Here is a 22,606-nt window from a genome sequence, read left to right as displayed (position 1 = left end):
CGATTGCGACGGCGGGCCGCCGCCATCGGCATCGGAGTAGCGGTGGCGAGTCTCGCCACGACCCCGATCACCTCGCATGTCACAGCAAGTGCATCAGATTTTGCCCAGCCGTTTGCTGCGGACAGCCCGTTCCGAACGCTCATCCCGGCCGATGCTCCTGTCGACCCCAATAGCGCCGCGATGATCAGTGCCGTGGCCTGGGACCACAGCGCGAATGCTTCGACCATCGAATTCGGCATACCGATATATACCGCCGGCCCGAGAACGCCCCGATACACCGTCCCGTGCACCATCCCCGAATGGGGTCATTGCCCGTTCGACGGCCTTCAGGTACCGATCCCCGACGGGGCGCGACCGCAGGAGGGCTCGGACGGCGCCATGGTGGTGATTGACCCGGCATCCCGGACCATTTTCGAGTTCTGGCTCGCGAAGCCCGGCAACGGTTCGTGGACGACCGGGTTCGCCGCCGTCAACAGCCTCGACGGCTCCGGCTGGGGCGGCGCCAGCACAGGTTCGGGCGCCTCCCGGTTGGCTGGTGTGGTTCGCGTCGCAGAGATCGCGCAGGGCTCGATCCCCCATGCGCTCGCGATGCAGAGCTACAACGTATGCGCCAAGGTCTTTCGCCCACCGGCGTTGAAGACCGACGGCCAATCAACAAAGTCCGACTGCCTGCCCGAGGGCGCCAGGGTTCAGCTGGACCCGAGCCTGGATTTGGGCAGCCTGAACCTTACTCGTGCGGAGCGCCTCGTCGCCGAGGCTCTGCAGCGATACGGCGCCTACATCATGGACGTCAGCGCATCCGCCCTCAGTGTCAGCTTCGAACGCGATGACTCCGCCGCGCCCGGAACTGTTGGGGAAACATACGCGGCAGCCGGACTGCAATGGGATTACGACGGAATGACGAATATCCCCTGGAAGAAACTACGGGTACTCAAATGAGGCCGATTCGGGTGCTGACCCTGATCGATGGATTCCGGATGGGTGGCGCCGAAACGCTGCTGGCGCACTTGGCCGTCGCCATGCGCGACACCGAGGTCGAGATGGACGTCGTCGGCCTCGATCGTGCCTCGGTCAACGCCGAGAAGACGATGGCGATCCTGTCCGAAGCCGGCGTGCACCCTCACTCGCTGGGTGTACGCCGATTGCTGGATCCCACCGGTATTCCCCGCCTGGTGCGCGAGATCCGCAGGGGTGACTACGATCTCGTGCACACGCACCTTGAAATGGCGGCAACCTTCGCGGTGCCGGCAGCGAAGCTGACCGGCCGTCCGGTGGTATGTACGTTCCATCACGTCACGCAGCGCTGGCCCGGCCGCGCGCACTGGCGCGAGCAGATCGCGGCTGAAGCCGCGACGCTTGGCGATCGAGTGCTGTTCGTTTCCGACGCCAGCCGTACATCGTGGGCAGACGTGCACCGCCGAGGGCGCATCCCGAGAAACTGGGATGTGCTGCACAACGGAATCGACGTAACCAACTTTCAGCCCGGGGAGGTCAAGCCCGCGGTTCGCGCGGAATTGGGCGGTGGCCCCGCGCCGCTCGTCGTGTTACCTGCAGCGTTCCGCTTTTTCAAAGGCATCCCGGTGGCAATAGAGGCGTGGCCGCAGGTTTTGCGCAAACACCCCGACGCAATTCTTTCACTCGTCGGCGGTGGGCCCGACGAGGCCGCATTCCGGAAATTGGTCAGCGACGCCGACTTGGAGCAGTCGATCGTGTTCGCCGGCGTTCGGTCAGACATGCCGGACGTCTACCGCGCTGCCGATGTTGTGCTGCTGCCATCGACGTTCGGCGAGAATCTGCCCACTGTCCTGATCGAGGCGTCGGCGTCGGGTAAGGCCATCGCGGCATCACGCATCGGCGGCATCCCCGACATCATCCTCGATGAAGGAACTGGGCTGCTGTTCGAGCCCAATGAACCGGCAGCCCTGGCCGCTGCGGTGAATCGACTACTGGACAATCCTGACTTGCGAAAAACGCTGGGCCAAAACGCAATCGAGCGCGCGCGCAACGAATTCTCGTCAAGTTCGTGGGCCCGCCGACTCAGCAACCTCTACTCTGATCTGGTTGAGCGTAAGCGTTGAGCGCCAAGGCGATCGACTACCTGGTGTCGCGATTTCCGATCATTTCGGAGACATTCATCGTCCGCGAGCTCGACGCCCTCGCAACCGGGGACGAGCGGGACGTCGGGCTGCGGTCGTTGTTCCCGTCTCCTGACCCACAGGTCCACGACATCGCGCGGCCATGGGTCGACAAACTGGCGCAGCCGGGCATGGGGCGAAGCATTGTCGGCCTGTCGTGGGCACTCCTGCACCACCCGCTGATCACCATGTCGATTCTGGCCGACATCGTGCGCGGCTACGGTCGACGGCCCGCATTGTTGCTGCGCGCCTTGGCTACCGTCCCGATCGCCACCGCTCATGCCCGAGAATTGCACGCATCCGGCGTGGCACGGCATATCCATGCGCACTACGCGACATATCCCGCCTTGGCCGCTTGGATCTGCTCACGCCTGGCTGGTGTGTCCTACAGCGTCACCGTGCACGCACACGACCTTTACGTGGACCAATCTATGCTGAGCCGCAAACTCGACGGCGCCGATTTCATCGTCACGGTGTCCGAGTACAACCGCCGTCTACTGTCGAAGTACACCGTCACCCCGGTGCAGGTGATCCACTGCGGAATCAACACCGCCGCATACCAATTCCGCCCCCGTACCATCCCGGAACGCGGCGCCATCAGGGCACTGTGTGTGGCCTCACTTCAGGAGTACAAGGGCCACGAGGTGCTCCTCCGCGCACTGTCCCTCGGCGGGCCCGGCGTCGATCGGATCGAACTCGATCTGATCGGCAATGGACCGCTGGACAATGAATTGCAGGCGCTGGCGGCACAGCTCGGTCTCTCAAAGCGCGTCCGGTTCCAAGGCGGACAGTCCGAGGCAGCAGTGAAGCAAGCGTTGGCGGACGCGGACTTGTTCGTGTTGCCGAGTATCATCGCAGCCAACGGCCAGATGGAGGGCCTGCCGGTCGCCCTTATGGAGGCACTCGCGAGCGGAATACCAACGGTGTCAACAAGTTTGTCGGGAATCCCGGAACTGGTGGTACCCGAACAGACCGGGCTGTTGGCAAGGCCGGCGGACGCACAGAGCCTGCGTGACACCCTGGAACGGCTGATCGCGTCCGGCCCCGTCCTCGATGACTACGCCCGCGCCGGACGCCGCCTCGTCGAACAGCAATTCGACATCGCCTCTACCACGGCAGTATTGCGGGCACTCTTCGCCAAGGTCTAGGCAGTTTATTGGCCCACAAGCCACCATCGCAGCTCACCGTGAGCTATTCTCGCGAGACCACACAGCGAATCCACTGAAAAGATCGGCCGGGTGTGCCGTGAGTGACGCTATTAATGTGCGGTCACGGGGCCACCGCGGCGCGCCGCCCCGCCGGCAATCCGGCGTGTTCGTCTTCCTCGACCACGACTCGCTCTGGCACAGTTTCCATCAAGTAGCGGCCCTGATCCGCCGCAACGGCATTCCATCCATCAGAATCACCACCGCCACGGCCGGCAGGCTCGAACGTCTTGTCCAATCGCTGCTCTATGCGCGGTGCTACTACCTGCCGGACATTCAGGAATTGGAACATCTACCGGAACTTCTCGAGCCGTTCACCGTGGCGCAGGTGTTCCTGACGGAACCCATGATGGTGGGCCTGCCCGACGATCTCTATGACAGCCTGCCGGCGGCAGTGGCCGACGATGTTCGACGCAGGGTGACATACAGTGACAAATCACGTGCCGCATCTTTTGCCGCCGCGTTGGGAATCGAGACTCCCCAGCAATTGGCGGCGTGCGCGGTCACGCCGACCGACGCGGCCGAGCAACTCGGTCTACCGCTCGTCGTCAAGACCAAGCTGGGAGCGTCAGGCGCGGGCGTGGTGATCGCGAGGACCATCGGCGACATCGAATCTGCCGTTGCCAGGTTGGATCTCGGAGGCGACTGCTTCTTCGAGCGATACGTCGCGGGTCAGATCGTGTCGTATGCCGGAGCGGTATTCCAGGGACAGATCGTCCAGGACATGACTCATCAGGCCGTCAAACTCCCCACCGATCCGACGTGTGCGCCACTGGCTTTCGAAGTGGTCAATGACGAAGTTCTGCTCAGCGTCGGCCGGGCGCTTTGTCAGGCGCTGAATCTCAGCGGGCCGATCAATCTACAGAGCATCCGTGATGCGGCCGGGAAACACTGGCTGATCGACCTCAACCTCCGGCCCTACGGCCCGATGCTTTCCTTTGAGCAGGACAAGGTCGATACCGCCGCTGCGTTTCTCTATGCCACCGCGATCAGCAGTGCGTGTCCTCGACAACGGACCGCGGTGCCGGGAACTCGAGTTGAGGCCTTTCCCTACGATGCCGGAGGAATTGTCAATACCTGTGGATCGGCTTGTTTCAGGCGACCTCCGTTCCAGTTGATTCGGTCGGTGCCGAGTCCGCCGACGGGGTGATGTCGGTGGGTCGCTCGAGCAGTTTGCCTTTGTGGAAGATCGCGCCGGCCCGGACCAGAGCGACCAGGTGCGGTGCGTTGACGGCTCGCCAGCGGGCTTGCGCGGCGTCGATCAGCTTGTAAGCCATGGCCATTCCGGCGACGCGTGAACCCGGCCCCTTGGTCACCTTGGTCCTCAAACGTACCGTGGCAAACGTTGATTCGATCGGGTTGGTAGTGCGCAGATGGACCCAGTGCTCGGCCGGGTACTTATAGAACTCCAGCAGCACATCGGCGTCATCGACGATCTTGGCGACCGCCTTGGGGTACTTGGCGCCGTAGTCCACCTCGAACGCCTTGATCGCCACCTGCGCGTGGTCGATATCCTCGGCGTTGTAGATCTCCCGCATCGCCGCGATCGCCCCCGGATGAGCCGACTTTGGCAGGCAGGCAAGAACATTGGCCTGCTTGTGAAACCAGCACCGCTGCTCGCCGGTGGCCGGGAACACCTCACGCACGGCCTTCCAGAACCCCAGGGCCCCATCGCCGACGGCCAGCACCGGTGCGGTCATCCCGCGACGTCGGCACGACCGCAACAGATCAGCCCACGACTCGGCCGACTCCCGGTACCCGTCGGTGAGCGCGACCAGCTCCTTGCGGCCGTCAGCGCGCACACCGATCATCACCAGCAAACAGAGCTTCTCCTGCTCCAGGCGCACCTTGAGATGGATGCCGTCGACCCACAGGTAGACGTAGTCGGTGCCCGACAGATCACGGGCCTCGAAGGCCTTGGCCTCGTCCTGCCACTGCGTGGTGAGTCGGGTGATCGTCGTGGCCGACAAGCCGGCACCCGAGCCCAGGAACTGCTCCAACGCCGGACCGAAATCACTGGTCGACAAGCCATGCAGATACAGCAACGGCAACACCTCGGTCATCTGCGGCGACTTGCGCACCCACGCCGGCAGGATCGCCGAGGAAAACCGTTGCCGCTCACCAGTGTCCGGGTCAACACGTTTGTCATTGACCCGCGGCGCGGTCACACTCACCGCGCCCGCCGCGGTGAGCACCTCGCGCTCGCGGTGATAGCCATTGCGCACCACCAGCCGGTGCCCGTTCTCATCAAGCTCACCGGCATGAGCCTCGATGTAGGCGGCGACCTCAGCCCGCAACGCTGCGGCCAGCATCTGGCGGGCACCGTCGCGGACAATCTCATCGAGCAACGACCGCGACGAGCCAGCATCCTCGTTGGATGAATCCGCATCGTGAACTACCGTGAGCATGGGCGTACCTTCCCGAACCAGCGCGCCAACGCCGGCTCTTGATCAGACCTTCGACATTCAGATCATCCTCGGGAAGGTGCGCCCTTTCCTACGCCGCCTCGCCGAGGCTCATCCACAGGTTCTGATCATTGCTCACGATGCCGAGAATCTCATCCGAGGCGGGCAGCCGTGGCGCGCCGTGGGCCTGTATCTTCTTCGTTCGTCGGCATTTTGGCGAATCCTTGGCGCAAATTATGTGCTGTACGTCTTACTGGCCGCTGCCGCTCATCGGGCTGACGCCATGCGGGCGCGTACGTGCAAGAAGAGCGGCTCCGCAATTGCGGAATTGACCGCGGCCGTCACGGCGACGCGGAAAATTCTCGTCGCGCCGCATCCACCAAGTACTTCCGCATAAATATTTGCAGTCCGCGATGTAGGACAGCGTGATCCCCGCCGGGCACGGCGGTCAGCTTCGGCGTCGACCCGCGACGTGCCAGTCGATTCGCCCCAATTGGGCCACGATGCGCCTGATACCACTCGTAGTCAGATGGGGACAAGACGAGCTCAGTACGCACACCCTTTTTCATAAGGGGAGTCATCAGCACTTCGGGAGCCTGCGTGTAACCCAAGTGTCCCAGAAGCAACCAGCCTGGATATGGCAGGTCGTCCCGTAGCAGTTTCTTGACGGTTTCCCACGTCCGCTGTCTCAGTCGCGGTGGGTTGTCGGGTGCCTCGGCCATGTATGCGAAGCGTTCGGCCACACCATCGACTCGCCGCCACGAATACAGCAGGAGATTCAGGAGCACCACCAGACGCACGCCATATCGCGAACCCGCGTACGCGGAATTCCATGCACCGGAGCAGATCCCAGTCATCATCAGGTTGCGAGACGGCACCCCCAGTGCATGGACGGCAGCCGTCACGTCAGATTGAGCGGCTGCTGAATGGATCCCGGTGTATTGGTCGTTCGCGATACCCGTCTCACCGACACCGCGGCGGTCGTAGCGCACCACGTTGACACCTAGCGTCGCCAGCTCCCGCGCTGAATCTGGCCAGATCCGCCCTGAGCCCACACGATGTTCGCAAGCCGTGTTGTGGATCAATACAGTGGGACCGTCCTCACGAGTTCCGGCGATTGCAGTTCTGATGCCAAACAACCGGTCAGGCCCGAGCTCGACGAACGACTCGACAATCTCCCGACCGTCGGGCAACACCTCGACGACGGCGGAACCCAGCAGGCCAGGACGAAACGGTACCGATTCCGACGCGCTGTTCGCATCCATCCACTTCTCGATCGCAGCCACCGTATCCGTCGGGATTTTGAAGAACACGCTTCGCGGCTCGAGAAACTCCGGTTGCCCAGAAATCACCTGCGCTTCGCAGGCCTGGACGTCGAGGCCGGCGAGCCGACGGTCACCGACATATTCCGGTCTGGTCAGCACCAGCAGGCGAGCAGCGTTGACCACACTCGGCATCTTCAAAGCGCTCAACTCAGCAGCAGCGGCGGACGACAACGGCATGCCGAGGAGTTGTACTGCGCCTACCTCGTCGGGCAGTTCGTCCGAGCCGCCATCGGAAACTGATACCCGGTAGAGCGACTGCTGTTCGCGCACATACCGACGACCATCGGTCACGGGGTCCCACAGGACCACGCACTCGAGCCCGGCAACCGACTCGGCGGCCACAGCCGCCAGCAGTGCGCCGGCTCGCACGCCGACGAGCGATACCCGCTGAACCCCAGCGGACCTCATGTAGTCGACCGCGGTTCGGACGCCCTCGACAAAGTCCGTCACAGCACTGTCGCGAGACTGCGCTCCGGTCGAGTCCCCGGTACCCGGGTAATCGAACCGCAACACCGCAAAACCCTTGGCGCACAACTCCTGCGCCAACAACTTCAACCCTCGATACGAATATAGCTGCTGCCTGCCGAGCGGCGGACAGATGATCACGCCCGCCCGCGCAGCTCCACCCTCAGGCGAATGCACAACGCCAAACAGTCGCGATCGCTCTGGTCCGAACCACGTCGGCTTCCCCCTCATGGCCGATTCCGGCCCTGTCTGCCCATCCACCGCGCCCCCGGTAACAAAAGTATTTGCCCAATCTACATGTATGTGCACACTATTGCGTCATCGCCGCCGTCTGTCGCGCACGTCCAACCCCCCGTTGCGAAGTGGACGAAATTGGGCTCGACAACACCAGTGTGCGCTTATGGACAGCAGTTTTAGCCAAATCGTGACTAGCCTGCCGCACCAGTTTCAACTCTCGGAACGTATTGTTTGGCGGCGAAAGCACGATGTCGCCCGGACCACAGTCCGCTGAACCCGGAACATTTGCCATCATCGACAATTTAGAGGGTTTGACATGACGACCAAGGGGCGGGGTGCAAAAACGTGGACGGCACTGACTCGAGCGGTGAGCATCGCGTCCACCGCGATACTGATCGCGCCGACGGCAGGTGCTGAATCGTCTTTCACGGGGGCCGCAGGCCGCCCATTCGCGAGCACAAGCGTGTGGAACAGCGCCATCACATCCAACCCGGCGTTGATAAGCAACTCCGCGGCCATCGTCGCCAGACTCAGCATCGGCCAGCACGTCGCCAATCTCAACGAGTTCGGAATACCGATCTACAACGCATCGGCCTCGTCGCCGGTCGTCTCCGTTCGATGCACACAAGCTTGGGGTCCATGCCCATTGCCCACCGCGGTGCGTCTACCGGCAGGTGCACTGCCCAACACAGGCAGCGACCATGCGCTGATCTCCATCGACTGGACCGCGAATCCCCCTGTTTCGTACGACTTCTGGGGTGCTGCGCAGCCGTCCGGCGGAACCATTTCGACCAGCTGGGGTGGCATCACGTACGACCTTGCAAACGGTTCGGGCATCGGGCCGGGCGGCGGCACAAGTGGATCCGCCACAGCCACAAACGTTTCGCGACTCGCCGGCGTCGTCAGGATGCGCGAAATCCAGGCAGGTTTGATTCCGCACGCACTGGCCATTGCATCGAGCCTCGCGTGTCCGGGGTACTTTCGCTACCCCGCATCGCATACCGACGGTTTCGACGCAAGCGCGAACTGCGTCCCCGAAGGCTCACGGGTTCAACTGGATCCGTCGATCAACGTCGGCGCACTGCCTTACGGGCAACAAGTGATCGCGAAGGCACTCCAGACATTCGGTGCGTACGTCGTCGACAATGCCGGGGCGTCCATCGCGGTGGTTTTCGAAAGTGATCCGAGCCTGATCGGCAAGCCCGGCCAGATTCCGGCTGCCTACCAAAGTGCCGGTCTCGCATGGGACTACTACGACATGAACGCGATTCCGTGGAGCCGCTTACGCGTGCTGCAGCAATGGGACGGCAACGTCGATGTCACCCCGCCGACCGCACCGGCGGGCGTCACTGCCGTCAGCGTCGCCCCGACCAGCGTCACGGTGGCCTGGCAGGCATCGAACGACGGACAGGGTTCCGGAGTCGTCGGTTACTACCTCTGGCGTGGCGACCCCTCGGGACAGTACTGGACCATGGTGGCGTCGGGATCGTCGGCTACCCTCGCCGACCGATCGGCCCTACCCGGCCAGACCTACCTGTACGGAGTGCGCGCTCAAGATGGTGTCGGCCGGTTGTCTTCGTCATCGAACATCATCTCGGTGCGGACACCTGTCGGTTGATCCGACCGGCAGATGACGGCCGAGCACGCGGTTGGATCACCAACCGAAATCACAGCGCAGACAGCAGTTCCGTCAGCTCCGTGTACATCCGGTCAAGCGCCGCCTCCACAACTTCCCCCGACACGGTGGCTTCGCAGTATGTGACGGAGACGTTGCGACTGTTGGTGGTGTCGGAAATCAGTAGCGTCATCGCATCGGGTCGATCGAGGTCGACGAACGCAGTCGCCAGTTGCGGCGCATCACGCACCCACGGTAGGTGATCGAATGGAAGCCGGCCCATATCACTCACGGACAGCCGAATCCGTTCTGTGCCAACGTCTGGTTCTGCGGCTCTCGTGCGGGTAAAGCCACCCAACAACGAGCGGAGCGCGCCGATCCCGATGGACATGATGGGCCATCCTGTTTCAGTCACTTTGCGCAGCTGAGCCGTGATCTGGTCCGGCGGCAATGTACCTATCCTAAGTGGAATCCCGATCGCGAAATTTCCCAGGGCGGCCGCATATTCGCGAGGCAGGTACCGCCGGCAATTGAACAACACCACCACATGCTCGTCGATGGGCAGCTGCACTGATCGCAGCGCGGCGAGCCACAAGGCTGACATCACCGCCACCCGCGTCGAGTCGGGCGCATGCTTGTCAACCCAATCCTGCAATCGACCGATCTGGCGCGCATCGAACCGACGTGTGGCGACTCGCCTCAACGACCGCCAATCGGCCACGGCGCCGGCTTCGGAAATACCAGAAGTTCTGCGCCGCTGTTCTTTTCGCAGAGTCCAGAGCGATCTCAGCAGCGCAGGGCGCCTAGCGTAGTGCCGCCACAACGCCCGCCAAACCACGGTATGCGGCAGATCCGACGGCAACTCCGGTAGTCCGGCAGCCAGCGCACCGATGATGCTCAACCCGTAATGTCCGTCACCGACCGCGTGTGGGTATTCGACGGCAAGGAAACCGCCGGAGACGAAGACGTCGGTTGGATTCCGCCGACCCTGGCGGTGTCCGATCCCGGTGAGAAAGGCGCCGAGATCGATTGAGGCAGTGTCTGCCACGACGTGAACCGCATCGTCGATGAGATCAGGACGGTACGGCCAGCACGCTTGGCTCTGGCTTGGCGCGATCGCAATCCTGGGGGTTGCCGAACTTGTGACTATCGTCGACAGTCGGGATTGCACCTCATCGGCGGTGAGCCCCTCCAAGGGTCCGACGACTGCAACTATCCGACTGCCGGACCAAGACCTGTCCAAGGGAGTGGAGCGATACACCCCGGTCACGTTGCCCCACCAGCGCTTTCGCATCGACATCAACATGCGGCTCCCCGCCATAATGGTCGCCACCGGTCCAAAGTTACCGCAGACGCGAAAACTTCCCGCGTCAGATGGTCATTTCGACATCATCGAACTCCATTTGCGTCGCTACGCAGCTCTGGGCAAATCGCCACGCCTGCTGCGCCGGGTTGATGGCATGATGGCGCCATGGCCCAGCTGACCCGGCGCGCCTTCATCGGTTGCGGCGCCATCGCCGGCGCCGGAGCCGTCGGCGCGTATGTACTGGGCACGACTGTTCGCCGGCCCCGTGCCACCGCACATCCGGCCCCCGCAACGAGCGGAGCCAATACTTTCCTCTCCGAGGCGCGGGGCGGCGTGTCAACCAGGTGGGCCATCGCACGGCCACCCGGCCGTGGTGGGCCGCTTCGCCCTGTCATCGCGTTGCACGGCAGGGGCAGCAATCTCGACGAGACCATGTCGGCAGACTTTCCGGACCGCCTGGATGAGATTGTGAAGGCAGGATTGCCGCCGTTTGCAGTCGTCGGCGTCGACGGCGGCGACAACTTTTGGCACAAGCGGGCCAACGGAGACGACCCGGGAGCCATGGTGCTCAATGAGCTGATACCGATGCTGGCCGGGCAGGGCCTGGATACGTCGCGGGTGGGGTTCCTGGGCTGGTCAATGGGCGGGTACGGCGCACTTCTCTTGGGCGCCCGGTTGGGTCGCGCCCGGACGGCGGCGATCTGCGCTGTCAGCCCAGCACTGTGGACCTCGCCTGAAACGGTGCCGGAGGGAGCCTTCGACGGCCCGGAAGACTATGCCGCGAACTCGGTATGGGGACAGCGCTCGTTGGCCTCGATTCCGATCCGGATCGACTGCGGTGAGAGCGACGGGTTCGCTGCCGCAACCAGAGCTTTCATCGCTCAATTGCCGAACGGCGCCGCAGGCGGTCTCTCACCCGGCGGTCACGCCCCCGCGTTCTGGAACCCACTGATGCAAGACGAACTCGCGTGGCTCGCGCCGCTCATGGCCCGATGATTGGTGCAGACTCTCAGCGCTTACTCGCTCTCGGTGCGCCCATAGATCCGCACAATTTCCGAGAACGCGGGTCACAGAACTCGGCCCGCTAGATGCTCGCTGCGACGGGCCGCGGAATGCTCGGCGGAAAGTCTCGCCGTTCACGAAGCCAGGCGGGCACGCGATCAGCGGCGATGGGCGTGCTGTAGAGATAGCCCTGCACAACGTCGCACTTGAATTGCTTGAGCCGAGCGGCAGTTTCGCCGTCTTCCACGCCCTCAGCGACGACGCGGGCACCCAGATGATGGGCCAGCGAAATGATGGAGCGGACGATTTCGGCGGCACGATCGTCCTTGAGGACAGATGCGACGAACTGCCGGTCGAGCTTGACTTCGTCCACCGGAAGGTCGCGCAGGTAACTCAACGTTGAATAGCCGCTGCCGAAATCATCGATCGCGACCCGTACTCCGGTGTGGCGCAACCCGTTCAAGACGTACTGAACGCGTCCCAGCTTGCTCAGCATGAAGTCCTCGGTGATCTCCAGCGTCAGGTCGGCCGCAGAGATCCGGCGTTCTTCCAGCGCCTTGGCGATCCGCCGGGGCAAGGCGATGTCAGTGAGGCAATTGGCGAATACGTTGACTGCCACGGGAACAGCCAGTCCCTCACCGCGCCAGCGGGCAACGTCGTCAAGCGCCCGCTCGATCACCAGATCGTTCACCAAGGTGGTCAGGCCATGCGAACGCACCAACGGCAAGAAGCGGTCGGGGGCCAGCAGGCCGAGTTCGGCATGGGGCCAACGCAATAGGGCTTCCACGCCCATCATGGCGCCCGAGATCAGGTCGAACTTCGGTTGGTAATACAGGCAGAGTGCCTCACTGTCGATCGCCTGGCGTAGCTGGCCCAGCAGCCGGACCGTCTCGGTCGGCCGTGCTCCCAAGGCCGCGGTGCGCGTTGTCGTCGCAGCGTCGTCGTCAATGTCGCTGTCCCTGCCGTGGATGTACGCACTTCGCAGGTGCGAGTTCTTGGCGATTTGAACGGCCGCCGCCGCTCGCGCGAGCAGATCGTCGGCAGTCAGGTCGGCTTCGCCCTCGGTGGCCACCGCCAGGCCGACGCTCGGTCGGATCAGCAGGTCGTGCCCGTCGATGATGAACGGGTCGGCGAATGCCTGGACCAGGCGGTCTGCCACGGCCCGGCCGCGCTCGACACCGCCGTCCATGAGTACCGCGAACTGCCCGCTGTCCAGCCGTGCGATGACATCGTCGAGGCCGACGCTCGATCGGATACGGCCGGCGGCCAGGTTCAGCAGGTCGTCTCCCGCACCACGGCCATAGGCCGCGGTCACCAACGCCAACTCGTCCATATCGAGACGCGCAACCGAAACGCCTTCGGCGGCATGGCCGGTCCGGGACAGCAAGGAAGACAGTCGGTCGCGCAACGAGATCGCGTTGTCGAGGCCGGTCACCCGGTCCTGCTCCAAGAGTTCTCGCGCGGCGGCCCGTAGGCGTTGGTTCTCGTTGAACGTCACAATCTGACGCACCACAACCCCGAGGCCATCCCGCACATCAACGCGATCAAGGACGCGGTGTTCGACGCCCTCAAGGCGACACCGATGTCGGATGCCAAGATCTACATCGCCGGTATCGGCTCCACCAACAAGGACATCCAAGAGGGCACCAAGTACGACCTGTTGATCTCCGCGCTGGCGGCAGTCGCGCTCATCCTGCTGATCATGGTGATCGTGACCCGCAGCATCGTGGCCGCGGCCGTCATCGTCGGTACCGTCGTGCTGTCCCTCGGCGCCTCGATCGGATTGTCGGTCCTGGTGTGGCAGTACATCTTCGGCATCCATCTGTACTGGGTCGTGGTGCCGCTCGCGATCATCCTGCTGTTGGCCGTCGGCGCGGACTACAACCTGCTGCTGGTGTCCCGGTTCAAAGAGGAGATGCATGCCGGCCTCAACACCGGCATCATCCGGTCGATGGGTGGCACCGGCAGCGTCGTCACAGCAGCCGGTCTGGTGTTCTCCGCAACGATGGCGGCGTTCATCTTCAGCCCCCTCGTGATCCTCGGGCAGATCGGTACGACCATCGGTCTGGGTCTGCTGTTCGACACGTTGGTGGTGCGATCGTTCATGACACCGTCGATCGCCGCACTGCTGGGCAAGTGGTTCTGGTGGCCGCAGATCGTGCGCCAGCGCCCGGTCCCCGCCCCGTGGCCGTCGCCGCAGAAGTTCGACGACGACGACCTGTCGCTCAGCGAGCGCTGACCGAACCGCGTCGGACGGCGTGCTGCGCGGCACGCCGTCCGGAGAACACACAGTCGGCGAGCGACAGCCCACTCACGTAGGAGTTGGCACAGATGCCGATAGCCGTGCGTCCTGCCGCGAAGAGGCCGTCGATCGATTGTCCCTCAGCAGTTTTCACGGCACCGGTGTCTTCGTCGACGATGAGGCCGCCGAGGGTGAACATCGGGCACGGATTGATCAGGCTGCGCTTGATCGAGATCGCGATCAGCGAGTACGGACCCTGTTCGATGGGGTGCACGTATTCGGCCGGCTTGCCCATCGGATCCGGGCGCCCCGCTGCCGCGGCCTCGTTGTGCTCAGCGACTGTCCGGCACAGTCCAACCGGGTCGACGCCCGCCTTGGCGGCGACAGCTTCGATGGTGGCCGCCTCCACGCGATCGGTCCGCAGCATCGCCTCCATCTGCAGGCGCTGGAACCAGATCGCCTGCTGCGGAAGCTGTTCGCGCGCCTGCTCGAGCAGCGTCCGGTCGGCCAGGATCCAGCCCCGCCCATTGTGGCCTTGCACCATCGCGTTGCCGATGGCTGCGCCGTAACGGGTTTCGTCGATGAAGCGCTGTCCGTGTTCGTCGACGACAAGGCCGCCGAGCATCGCACTGGGCGGCGTGATGAACCGCCACGCTGATACGTTGTCCAGCCGATCCACGGCCGCACCGACGTCGACAGCCAACCGCATGCCGCTGCCGTCGTCCGCGCTGGTGCCGAGCTGCAGGCCATCGCGATAGTCCGGAGCGTGCTGCTGGATCAACTCGCGATTGGCGATATATCCACCGGCGCAAAGGATTACCCCGTTGCGGGCATGAATGTCGACCGTTCGGGCGTAACGGCGTTCGAGAGCGGCGAGCCGCCGGTCCATCGCCGCGCGCAGCGGCGGGTAGTAGATACCGGGTTTCACGGACAGCGCGGCGTATGTCGCGTAGCGACGCTGCACCCACGCCGGAGCCTGCGCCAGGGTGCTGGTCCGGACCCCCACGACCCGGCCCGCGGCATCGGTCAGAAGTGACTCGGCTCGCGTGTGGAACATCGTGCGCACGCCCGCCCGACGCGCTGACGCCACCAGCGGCTGATAGATCTTTTTGCCCGACGCGCCTGCACCCTTGGCCCGGTGGCCGCGCTGCACCGGCGGCGTGAGCGCACGAAAGTGCCCGGAGTTCTCGCTACCCGAGTAGTAGAGGTAGTACTTGTTGTTGGGGTAGGACGTCTTGTAGGGACATACCGAGGCCTCGAACGGCACGCCGTGTGCGGTGAGCCAGTCGATCATCGCAGGGCTACCGTCGACGAACCGCCGCAGTGTTTCCGGCCGCACCGAGTCGCCGACTTCGGCGTGGAGGTATTCGTACATCGCATCGGCAGTGTCATCGATGCCGGCCTGTTGCTGGACCCACGTGCCACCGCCTGCGTAGATGATCCCGCCGGACACCTGCGTGGCGCCGCCCCCGTTGAAACGATCGATGGCGAGGACGTCCGCTCCCTGAGCCCGCGCCTCGAGCGCAGCGCACAGGCCCGCGGCTCCGTAGCCGACCACAACGACGTCTGCGGTGACGCTGCTCATGGTGATCCCTTCCGACAGGTCTAGAACTCACGGTTTAGACTCTGAGTACAACATATCAGTTTAGATGTCGGTTCCACCGTCGCGAGGTCCCGCGGATCGCTCCCTCGTACACTTCGACTCGTGGTTGAACAGACCGGACGCGCAGTGCCCGCGGCAGTGGCGAGCAAGCTCTATGCCGCGGCCGACCTGATCGCCGCCAAGGGCCTCGAAAACACGAAGATCGAAGAGATCGCCGCCGCGTCCGGTGTCCCGAAAGCCACGCTGTACTACTACTTCACCGGCAAGGACGACATCCTCGGCTTCCTGCTGCGGGATTCACTGGGCGACCTGGCTCGTGACGTTGCCGCGGCCGCCGATTCCACGGGAAGCGGGCGGGAACGGCTCATTGCCGTCATCACCGCGCAGGTCGCGCACACCATGAATCGGCCGGGGACGAGCATGGCACTGGTCGGTGACCTGGGCCGCGCCATCCGACTCCCCGACCTCGCTTCGGCGGTCCAGCATGCGTTCTACGAACCCATCGCGCGTGTGCTCGAGGCCGGTGCCGCCGACGGCACCCTGAAGCGTGTCGCGGAGCCACACACCGATGCGGTCAGCATTTTCGGGGCGGTCATGATGACAGCGCTGTTGCACAACGCCGTCGGCTCGGGAAAGACGCAGCGCGACGTCGCCGGTGCCGTCATCGACTTCGTCTTGAACGGCGTTGCCCCGGCGCGCTAGTCACGCCGCACGCGCCGGCATCGTGCCGTGGGTGGCGGTCGATACCTACCCCGGGAGTAGGAAGTCTTCGACCGATCTCCGACCACGGCACGATCCGGGCGGACACCTCACCTTCATAGGCTGTTGAACACGTAGTGCGCCAATCTATTTCACGCACGAGCAAGAAGGTTCACAGTGAAAACCTTAGCGACCGTACGGGGCGAATTCGCGCGAGCCGTGGCCATCTCGGCAGCATTGAGCGCGGCCATGACGATGGTGGCCACGTCGGCGTCCGCATCGCCGGCACATCGAATGTTCCTGCTCGCCAACCTGCACACCTGCGACTTCCAGCTGGTGACAACACAATTGGGTCGCGCAAGCGCAAAACCCTTCGCCGAGATCACCTCGGACGGTCGCATCGCGGTCGCCCATATCGACTTGACGAACGGCGCCGACGACGCGCGGTACGTGGTGCGGGTGATCCCGGCACCGCACGCCGTGCTGGGTTGTCTGCCCGGTGACCGCGGCATCACCACGGGAACCCTCGTCACCGATGCCTTCGGCAGCGGCAGCATCACGCTGCAGGCGCCCATCCCGGCCGGCGCCACCGGCATGTGGCTGGCCGTGGACCTACCGTCTGCGCATTCGCAAGTCCCGGAGGAGTTCTACAGCAGCAACTACATCGCGCCGGTCTGATCGGTCGCCGAATCGTCCGGCCACGGGGTTGTTCGGTACGCCACCACTACGGCGCACCGATTCCCTTGACGAGCAGGACGACGGCGTCGGATCCAGCCCGGCGATCGACCGAGATTTCCTGGTACTCAGGTGAATTCGCCCATGCACGGAACGACGACTCGTCGGGGAACGACATCAGGACCACCTTCTCGCGATCCCAGTCGCCTTCGATGACCGCGGGTGCCTCGTCTGCCGCGAGGATGGTCCCCGCGTATTGCGCGAAGACGCCCATGAACCGACTCTGATACCTGTCGTAGGCGGGTCGATCTGTAAACCGAAGCTGCGCAATGGCGTACACCGTCATGCGGGCACGCTACCCCGTCGGCGCCGTCAGACGCCGGTCCAGGCGCTGGCGATGCGCTTACCGATGTCGACGACCTTCGCCTGCTGCGCTTCGGGCGCCTCGATCCGGCGGCCGACCTGCTTGGCGATGACGCGCTTGATCTCCGAGTCGACGTCGGCCACGATCCGCAGCAGCTCACCGCGCAGTGTCTGCGACGTCACGTTCACGGTGATGTCTTTGCGCTCCGGCTTCGGGATATCGATGATCAGCAGCAGCGGCTCGGCAGCGCGAGCCGTGGCGATCAACGCGATCTCGCCCGTCACCTCGAACCGGGACCGGTCCACGCGCAGGTCGATGAGCAGATCGATGTCGAGGGGAATGCGAACGTCGAAAGCGATCATGTCGCCGTCTCTGCGTGTCACCTGTGGCTGCTCGATGCTGACCCGCGCCGTCACCCGCGCGATCCCGGCGGGGCCGGCCGGAAAGGGCCCGAGCTCAAAGGTGTCGCCGGCCATCGTGCCGAAGCCATCGGCAACGCGATCGGCGGTGACAGCGACCTCGAAGAACTTTCGGCCGAATTCCTCGTAGGTGGCAAAGTCGTGGGTCGACATCGGCACAAGGTCAGTCGACGGTGTGCACGATCAAGATGTCGATCTTGGCCTTGCGCGCAACGTCGGCGGGAACCGAGCCCAACAGGCGTCCTGCGGTCGTGTTCAGGCCGACATCGCCGACGACGATCAGGTCGGCGGCGACGTCGCGCGCCAGCGTGGTCAGCGCTTCGACGGGTGCGCCGATGACCGACCGCTCTTCCACGTCCTGGGCGCCCGCGCCACGCGCGAGTTCGCCTGCGTCGCGCAGAATCTCGTACACGTGCGCGTCGCCGTGCACCCGGTAGCCGGCGTCACGACCGAGTACGTCCTCGGCGCGACGATCACTGGCCTTTTCCGGTGCGGCCGCTCGTGCCCAGCTGCCCTTTTCGACTTCGTGGAAATGGGCCGTCGCGATCACCAGCTTCGCGCCCTGCTGAGCGGCGAACGTAGCCGCGTGCTCGACTGCCTTCATCGATGAGTCTGAGCCGTCAGTTCCGACCAGGACCGTCCGATAGCTACCCATGGCTGTCTCCTTACGGCAGTGACGTCGAGACGACATTAGCGCGGACAATCCGGTTGACGTGGACTTTTGGCGTGGCTCGGAGGTACGCGCCTTCAGCGGCTCCGCCGATCGGTGGACATCGGTTTCCTCCCCCTCATCAACCGGTCGCCCGACAGACCCGGGACCGCCCGAGCGAGACGCTGTAGGCATCGCTGCACGGCGACGCCACCGACTCGTCCGGGAAGGACATCTCCATGACCGCCATGTCGATCGACACCATCGAACCGGAGCCGGTCGACCGCCCGGATGCCGCCCGATCCGCCGCCAAACGCCGCGCGATCGTCCGGACCGTCCTCGAGATCGGCACGCCGCTGGTCGCCTTCTACGGCCTCCGCGCCACCGGGCATTCCGAGTACTTCGCGCTCCTGGCCGCGACGGTCGTCGCCGGTGTCCCGGTCGCGTACGGGCTCGTGCGGGTTCGTCGGCTCGATCCCTACTCCGGGTACCTCATGCTGATGTTCGGGCTCACCCTGGCCGTCGCCCTGGTGACGACCGATCCCCGGCTCGTGCTGGCTGGGCAGACGCTCGTCGGCGGTGTGGCGGCGGCGGTGTTCCTCGCCAGCTGCCTGCTCGGCAAGCCCATGACGCAGTTCGTCGCGGCCCGATTCATGCCGGCCACCACCGAGCACACTCCGACCACCGCGTTATTGGCGTTGCACGTCCGACTGAGCGCCGTCGTCGGCGTCGGCCTGCTGATTCAGGTGGCCGTCCTGCTCGGCATCATCTTCACGTTCCCGTTCGACGTCGCCAACGGCCTGGTCAACGCCGTCGGTTCGGTCGTCGTCCTGGCCATCGGCGCCGTGGTGGCCCTCATGGTCCGCCGCTTCAAGCAGGCTCTCGCACCGGAAGTCCGGCGGCCCGGTACACGGCATCGATGACGGTCATGTTCTCGACCGCGTCCTGCGGAGACGTCTTGACAGGTTCACCACGCAAGACCGCACCGGCGAAGGCGTCCAGCTGATAGTCATAGGATGCGCGCCGCGGAAACCGTTCCACCCGTTTGCCTTTCACGGTGCGGACCGTCAGGCGGTGGTACAGCTGGGGCAGCACGGGATTGAACACCCGCAACTCGCCGTGGTCCCCGACGACCCGAGCGCTCATCTCGAGGAGACTCGTCGACCACATGCTGCAACGTATCCGTCCGGTATGCCCTGCGGGGTAACGCAATTCGGCGGTCATCGCACGGTCGACCTGCCGGTCCCGGAGTTTCGCCTGCGCCGATACGACCTCGGGAGTGCCACCGCCGAAGATGCGCGCCATGTGGATGGCATAGCAGCCGGCGTCCATCGTCGCGCCGCCCGCGAGCGCGTAGTTGTACCGGATGTCGGAGAATTTGGGCAGCGGGAAGCACATCGCCGTCTCGACGTGCTGCAGCTTCCCCAATTCGCCTGAGGCGATGGTCTCCTCGACGCGCAGCGCCAGCGGGTGGTAGCGGTAGTGGAACGCCTCCATCACCACACGGTCGGAAGTGGCCGCGCGTTGGGCGATGTCGGCCGCCTCAGCGGCGTTGGCGGTGAACGGCTTTTCGCAGAGCACATGTTTACCTGCCGCGAGGGCAGCCCGGATCCACCTGCCGTGCAGCCCGTTCGGCAGTGGGATGTACACCGCGTCCAGCTCGGGATCCGCGATCAGGTCCTCGTAGGCGCTGTACGCCGTACCGATGCCATGGCGGGTGGCGAATGCGGCGGCCCGCTCTTCCTCGCGGGCTGCGACCGCGGCCACGACGACGTCGCCGCGGCCCTTGGCCGGTTTGATGAGCGCCAACGGCGCGATCCGGGCTGCGCCGAGGATGCCGATTCGTACCGGCGCGACTGTCTCGCTCATCAACGGCTCAGCATTCGACGACATTGACGGTCACTGCGAGGCCGCCAGTCGAGGTTTCTTTGTACTTGGAGCTCATGTCCATGCCTGTGGCGCGCATGGTTTCGATGACCTGGTCGAGGCTGACCCGATGGGTGCCGTCACCTCGCAGCGCCATGCGTGCGGCGTTGATGGCCTTGCCCGCGGAGATGGCGTTGCGTTCGATACAGGGGATCTGGACAAGGCCGCCGATCGGATCACACGTCAGCCCCAAGCTGTGTTCCATGGCGATCTCGGCAGCGTTCTCGACCTGTTGCGTTGTGCCACCGAGAATTTCCGCGAGGCCGCCCGCCGCCATGGAGGCCGCGGATCCGACCTCGCCCTGACAACCGACCTCAGCGCCCGAGATGGATGCGCGTTCCTTGTACAGCGACCCGATGGCTCCGGCGGTCAGCAGGAATCGAACCGTCGCGTCATCGGGGTCGGCCTTACCCGCCGCCGTGTAGTGCAAGGCATAGTGCAGCACGGCCGGAATGATGCCCGCGGCGCCGTTCGTCGGAGCCGTGACGACGCGTCCGCCCGAGGCGTTCTCCTCGTTGACCGCCAGCGCCACCAGATTCACCCAATCCTCGGCGAACGCCGGATCCCGCTGCGGGTCTTCGGCATTGAGCCGCACGAACCAGTCCTTGGCCCGGCGACGGACCCGCAGGTTGCCGGGCAGGTAGCCGTCGCGCGACATCCCGTTGGTCGCGCAGGCGACCATCACGTCACGGATGTGCAGCAGACGCTCGCGCACCTCTGCCTCGGTGCGGGTCGCGGACTCCTGCGCCATCATCGCATCACTGATGGAGATGCGCTCACGGTCGGTGAGGGCCAGCAGTTCGGCTGCCGACGTGAAAGCGGCGGTCTCGCTGGTGCTTTCGGGTGAGGCGGCCATGGCCTCCTCGGTGAGGACAAAGCCACCGCCGACCGAGAAGTACGTTTCTCGGTACAGCACCCCGCCGTCCGCAGAGGTCGCCGTGACCGTCATCGCGTTGGGGTGACGGTCGATTTGCTGCGTCGGGTGCAGAGCGATATCGGATTCGGTGAGGGCAAGCACGATTCGGCCACCGAGCCGGATCTTCCCTTCAGCCCGGATGACCGCCAGCCGCCGTTCCATCTCATCGGTCTCGATGGTGTCAGGCCGGTAGCCCTCCAGACCGAGCAGAATCGCCGGCATGGTGCCGTGGCCGCCGCCCGTGGCAGCCAGCGACCCGTACAGGTCGACGTGGACATCGACGACCCGGTCGACCACATTGCGCGCGTTGAGTTCGTCGACGAACATGCCGGCGGCTCGCATCGGCCCGACGGTGTGTGAACTCGACGGCCCGATCCCGATGGAAAACAGATCGAACACGCTGATCGTCATGACAACTCCAGATTGAGCGGGAACTGTTCGCCAGCGTACGCAGAAGCGTCAGCGACGAGACTCGGTCGCCGACATTGATCGTCGTCGACGAAGGCACACCGCGAGTAGCGTGATCCCGGCCGGACGCTCTGCCACGGGGGATGGTGGACGTTCATCGAAAGGGGTCGACATGCGTCGGTTGGCTGCCGTGCTGTGCATCGCCGCGTCCGCACTCGTCGGTGCGTGCAGTCCCAAGGTCGTCGGCGGGTACTACGTCGAGGACGGCAAGGTCTATTGGACCGCCGGCATCGACTCGTCACCCCGGGTGGTGGCAGGCGCTGACGCCGAGTCCTTCCACAAACTCTCGAGCGGCTACGCACGGGACAAGTCGCACGCCTACTACCGAGGGGCTCAGATCCCCGGTGCCGATGCCGCCACATTCGACTGGCTGAATTACGGCTGGGCCAAGGACCGCAACCACATCTGGGCCGGCACTCTGCCCCTCAGCAACGACCCCGACCATTTCGTGCCGATCAACAGCGATCTGGCAAAAGACGGTCGGAGTGTCTATTGCAAGGACCGCGAGATTTCGGACGACCCAGCGCACTTCGAGATCCTGCGATTCTCCCCCGACGACCGAAACCTGGACTATGCCAAGGACATTCACACCGCCTACTACCGCTGCGAGGCGATCGCCGGGGCGAACGCGGCGACTTTCCGTCGCCTCAACGACAGCGTGTTCAATTACGCCGTCGATGATCAGCGTGCCTACTACCAGGACCGGGCTATCGTGGGCGCCAACCCACATACGTTCCGGGTGCTGTACGACACCGCCAACGAAGGGTGCGCCGCCGATGCGCAACACGCGTACCGCTGGGACACCGTCATCCCGAACGTCGACCCGCATGACTTCCCATCCGGCAAGCCTGTGACCGGGTGCGACGCGACGCAGGTTACGTTCGGGCCATGACAGCTGACCACGGAGAGCGTCGTCGTGCGCGCCGGCTCCTCATCATCGCGGCAGTGTG

The 22,606-nt window shown here is 64.4% G+C and carries 22 protein-coding genes and 1 pseudogene; 12 read left to right on the top strand and 11 right to left on the bottom strand.

All coding sequences use genetic code 11. The features are described from left to right. Positions 1-42 precede the first annotated feature (42 nt). The 4 genes from ACZ5IQ_RS15360 (at position 43) to ACZ5IQ_RS15345 (ending at position 4,490) form a co-directional block, all read left to right on the top strand. Complete coding sequence (locus ACZ5IQ_RS15360) at positions 43-939, top strand: hypothetical protein (protein WP_234789732.1); 897 nt, start codon at positions 43-45, stop codon at positions 937-939. A gap of 11 nt (positions 940-950) precedes the next feature. Beyond that, positions 951-2,078, top strand: a complete 1,128-nt coding sequence (locus ACZ5IQ_RS15355; RefSeq protein WP_244872546.1) for a glycosyltransferase family 4 protein — start codon at positions 951-953, stop codon at positions 2,076-2,078. After that, positions 2,075-3,283, top strand: a complete 1,209-nt coding sequence (locus ACZ5IQ_RS15350; RefSeq protein WP_064860128.1) for a glycosyltransferase — start codon at positions 2,075-2,077, stop codon at positions 3,281-3,283. The genes ACZ5IQ_RS15355 and ACZ5IQ_RS15350 overlap by 4 nt, the downstream gene beginning before the upstream one ends. A gap of 97 nt (positions 3,284-3,380) precedes the next feature. Continuing rightward, positions 3,381-4,490 (top strand): ATP-grasp domain-containing protein, encoded by a 1,110-nt coding sequence (locus ACZ5IQ_RS15345; RefSeq protein ID WP_409429908.1) that lies wholly within the window; start codon positions 3,381-3,383, stop codon positions 4,488-4,490. On the opposite strand, the gene ACZ5IQ_RS15340 is transcribed toward ACZ5IQ_RS15345, so the two are convergent. The 3 genes from ACZ5IQ_RS15340 to ACZ5IQ_RS15330 form a co-directional block, all read right to left on the bottom strand. Further along, the gene (locus ACZ5IQ_RS15340; RefSeq protein ID WP_052536990.1) at positions 4,435-5,748 is read right to left on the bottom strand and encodes an IS256 family transposase; all 1,314 of its coding nucleotides are present in this window, start codon (positions 5,746-5,748) and stop codon (positions 4,435-4,437) included. The two genes, ACZ5IQ_RS15345 and ACZ5IQ_RS15340, sit on opposite strands and share 56 nt — an antisense overlap. Before the next feature lie 338 nt (positions 5,749-6,086). Continuing rightward, the gene (locus tag ACZ5IQ_RS15335; protein ID WP_234789599.1) at positions 6,087-7,616 is read right to left on the bottom strand and encodes an alpha/beta hydrolase; all 1,530 of its coding nucleotides are present in this window, start codon (positions 7,614-7,616) and stop codon (positions 6,087-6,089) included. Between the two features lie 447 nt (positions 7,617-8,063). Next, the gene (locus ACZ5IQ_RS15330) at positions 8,064-8,309 is read right to left on the bottom strand and encodes a hypothetical protein (protein WP_064858246.1); all 246 of its coding nucleotides are present in this window, start codon (positions 8,307-8,309) and stop codon (positions 8,064-8,066) included. A 370-nt stretch (positions 8,310-8,679) separates the two neighbouring features. Here ACZ5IQ_RS15330 and ACZ5IQ_RS15325 point away from each other — a divergent pair, with 370 nt between their 5' ends. Further along, on the top strand, positions 8,680-9,390 hold the full coding sequence (locus ACZ5IQ_RS15325; RefSeq protein ID WP_406805017.1) for a fibronectin type III domain-containing protein: 711 nt from the start codon (positions 8,680-8,682) through the stop codon (positions 9,388-9,390). Positions 9,391-9,439: 49 nt separating this feature from the next. Here the strand turns inward: ACZ5IQ_RS15325 and ACZ5IQ_RS15320 are convergent, their stop codons facing one another. Further along, positions 9,440-10,435 (bottom strand): hypothetical protein, encoded by a 996-nt coding sequence (locus ACZ5IQ_RS15320; protein ID WP_165605494.1) that lies wholly within the window; start codon positions 10,433-10,435, stop codon positions 9,440-9,442. A 94-nt stretch (positions 10,436-10,529) separates the two neighbouring features. On the opposite strand from ACZ5IQ_RS15320, the gene ACZ5IQ_RS15315 reads away from it, so the two are divergent. Both ACZ5IQ_RS15315 and ACZ5IQ_RS15310 read left to right on the top strand, forming a co-directional pair. Next, the gene (locus ACZ5IQ_RS15315; protein ID WP_131808694.1) at positions 10,530-10,871 is read left to right on the top strand and encodes a hypothetical protein; all 342 of its coding nucleotides are present in this window, start codon (positions 10,530-10,532) and stop codon (positions 10,869-10,871) included. Next, positions 10,859-11,689 carry an alpha/beta hydrolase gene (locus ACZ5IQ_RS15310; protein WP_064858242.1) on the top strand — a complete coding sequence of 277 codons (831 nt, stop codon included), beginning with the start codon at positions 10,859-10,861 and terminating at the stop codon, positions 11,687-11,689. Before ACZ5IQ_RS15315 ends, ACZ5IQ_RS15310 begins: the two co-directional genes overlap by 13 nt. 88 nt (positions 11,690-11,777) lie before the next feature. Here ACZ5IQ_RS15310 and ACZ5IQ_RS15305 read toward each other — a convergent pair whose 3' ends face one another. Then, complete coding sequence (locus tag ACZ5IQ_RS15305; protein WP_165605493.1) at positions 11,778-13,130, bottom strand: putative bifunctional diguanylate cyclase/phosphodiesterase; 1,353 nt, start codon at positions 13,128-13,130, stop codon at positions 11,778-11,780. Positions 13,131-13,205: 75 nt separating this feature from the next. On the opposite strand from ACZ5IQ_RS15305, the pseudogene ACZ5IQ_RS15300 reads away from it, so the two are divergent. Further along, positions 13,206-13,934: pseudogene (locus ACZ5IQ_RS15300) on the top strand (MMPL family transporter); the annotation flags it as partial. Here the strand turns inward: ACZ5IQ_RS15300 and ACZ5IQ_RS15295 are convergent. Beyond that, complete coding sequence (locus ACZ5IQ_RS15295) at positions 13,921-15,522, bottom strand: FAD-binding protein (protein WP_409429909.1); 1,602 nt, start codon at positions 15,520-15,522, stop codon at positions 13,921-13,923. The pseudogene ACZ5IQ_RS15300 and the gene ACZ5IQ_RS15295 sit on opposite strands and share 14 nt — an antisense overlap. Before the next feature lie 120 nt (positions 15,523-15,642). Between ACZ5IQ_RS15295 and ACZ5IQ_RS15290 the strand changes: the two genes are divergently transcribed. Further along, positions 15,643-16,242, top strand: coding sequence for a TetR/AcrR family transcriptional regulator (locus ACZ5IQ_RS15290; RefSeq protein WP_409429910.1), 600 nt, complete (start codon positions 15,643-15,645; stop codon positions 16,240-16,242). A 174-nt stretch (positions 16,243-16,416) separates the two neighbouring features. Then, a complete protein-coding gene (locus tag ACZ5IQ_RS15285; RefSeq protein WP_409429911.1) occupies positions 16,417-16,917 on the top strand; it encodes a hypothetical protein in 501 nt (166 codons plus the stop codon). A gap of 46 nt (positions 16,918-16,963) precedes the next feature. On the opposite strand, the gene ACZ5IQ_RS15280 is transcribed toward ACZ5IQ_RS15285, so the two are convergent. The 3 genes from ACZ5IQ_RS15280 to ACZ5IQ_RS15270 are packed head-to-tail and all read right to left on the bottom strand — an operon-like array spanning position 16,964 to position 18,352. Continuing rightward, on the bottom strand, positions 16,964-17,260 hold the full coding sequence (locus tag ACZ5IQ_RS15280; RefSeq protein ID WP_061007370.1) for a DUF1330 domain-containing protein: 297 nt from the start codon (positions 17,258-17,260) through the stop codon (positions 16,964-16,966). A gap of 26 nt (positions 17,261-17,286) precedes the next feature. Next, positions 17,287-17,850 carry a hypothetical protein gene (locus ACZ5IQ_RS15275; RefSeq protein ID WP_061007381.1) on the bottom strand — a complete coding sequence of 188 codons (564 nt, stop codon included), beginning with the start codon at positions 17,848-17,850 and terminating at the stop codon, positions 17,287-17,289. Between the two features lie 10 nt (positions 17,851-17,860). Continuing rightward, positions 17,861-18,352 (bottom strand): universal stress protein, encoded by a 492-nt coding sequence (locus ACZ5IQ_RS15270; protein ID WP_061007371.1) that lies wholly within the window; start codon positions 18,350-18,352, stop codon positions 17,861-17,863. 233 nt (positions 18,353-18,585) lie between these two features. On the opposite strand from ACZ5IQ_RS15270, the gene ACZ5IQ_RS15265 reads away from it, so the two are divergent. Next, positions 18,586-19,269: a VC0807 family protein gene (locus ACZ5IQ_RS15265; protein ID WP_064858237.1), complete on the top strand. Its 684-nt coding sequence runs from the start codon at positions 18,586-18,588 to the stop codon at positions 19,267-19,269. On the opposite strand, the gene ACZ5IQ_RS15260 is transcribed toward ACZ5IQ_RS15265, so the two are convergent. Both ACZ5IQ_RS15260 and ACZ5IQ_RS15255 read right to left on the bottom strand, forming a co-directional pair. Further along, positions 19,217-20,215, bottom strand: a complete 999-nt coding sequence (locus ACZ5IQ_RS15260; protein ID WP_464480013.1) for a Gfo/Idh/MocA family protein — start codon at positions 20,213-20,215, stop codon at positions 19,217-19,219. The genes ACZ5IQ_RS15265 and ACZ5IQ_RS15260 overlap by 53 nt on opposite strands. Positions 20,216-20,222: 7 nt before the next feature. Beyond that, a complete protein-coding gene (locus ACZ5IQ_RS15255; RefSeq protein ID WP_135355286.1) occupies positions 20,223-21,599 on the bottom strand; it encodes an L-serine ammonia-lyase in 1,377 nt (458 codons plus the stop codon). 169 nt (positions 21,600-21,768) lie between these two features. On the opposite strand from ACZ5IQ_RS15255, the gene ACZ5IQ_RS15250 reads away from it, so the two are divergent. Continuing rightward, positions 21,769-22,548, top strand: coding sequence for a DKNYY domain-containing protein (locus tag ACZ5IQ_RS15250; RefSeq protein ID WP_212811440.1), 780 nt, complete (start codon positions 21,769-21,771; stop codon positions 22,546-22,548). Positions 22,549-22,606: the final 58 nt, after the last annotated feature.

The organism is Mycobacterium toneyamaense, from assembly GCF_055384815.1.
The sequence above is the reverse complement of the archived record's forward strand: the minus strand, read 5'-3'. Positions and strand labels throughout refer to the sequence as shown.

Coding starts and splice junctions, on each gene's coding strand:
- ACZ5IQ_RS15280 (WP_061007370.1), bottom strand. CDS start 17,260: ATGACGGTGTACGCCATTGCGCAGCTTCGGTTTACAGATCGACCCGCC.
- ACZ5IQ_RS15325 (WP_406805017.1), top strand. CDS start 8,680: ATGCGCGAAATCCAGGCAGGTTTGATTCCGCACGCACTGGCCATTGCA.
- ACZ5IQ_RS15330 (WP_064858246.1), bottom strand. CDS start 8,309: ATGCTGAGTCTGGCGACGATGGCCGCGGAGTTGCTTATCAACGCCGGG.
- ACZ5IQ_RS15255 (WP_135355286.1), bottom strand. CDS start 21,599: ATGACGATCAGCGTGTTCGATCTGTTTTCCATCGGGATCGGGCCGTCG.
- ACZ5IQ_RS15310 (WP_064858242.1), top strand. CDS start 10,859: ATGGCCCAGCTGACCCGGCGCGCCTTCATCGGTTGCGGCGCCATCGCC.
- ACZ5IQ_RS15250 (WP_212811440.1), top strand. CDS start 21,769: ATGCGTCGGTTGGCTGCCGTGCTGTGCATCGCCGCGTCCGCACTCGTC.
- ACZ5IQ_RS15260 (WP_464480013.1), bottom strand. CDS start 20,215: ATGAGCGAGACAGTCGCGCCGGTACGAATCGGCATCCTCGGCGCAGCC.
- ACZ5IQ_RS15295 (WP_409429909.1), bottom strand. CDS start 15,522: ATGAGCAGCGTCACCGCAGACGTCGTTGTGGTCGGCTACGGAGCCGCG.
- ACZ5IQ_RS15265 (WP_064858237.1), top strand. CDS start 18,586: ATGACCGCCATGTCGATCGACACCATCGAACCGGAGCCGGTCGACCGC.
- ACZ5IQ_RS15270 (WP_061007371.1), bottom strand. CDS start 18,352: ATGGGTAGCTATCGGACGGTCCTGGTCGGAACTGACGGCTCAGACTCA.
- ACZ5IQ_RS15340 (WP_052536990.1), bottom strand. CDS start 5,748: ATGCTCACGGTAGTTCACGATGCGGATTCATCCAACGAGGATGCTGGC.
- ACZ5IQ_RS15275 (WP_061007381.1), bottom strand. CDS start 17,850: ATGTCGACCCACGACTTTGCCACCTACGAGGAATTCGGCCGAAAGTTC.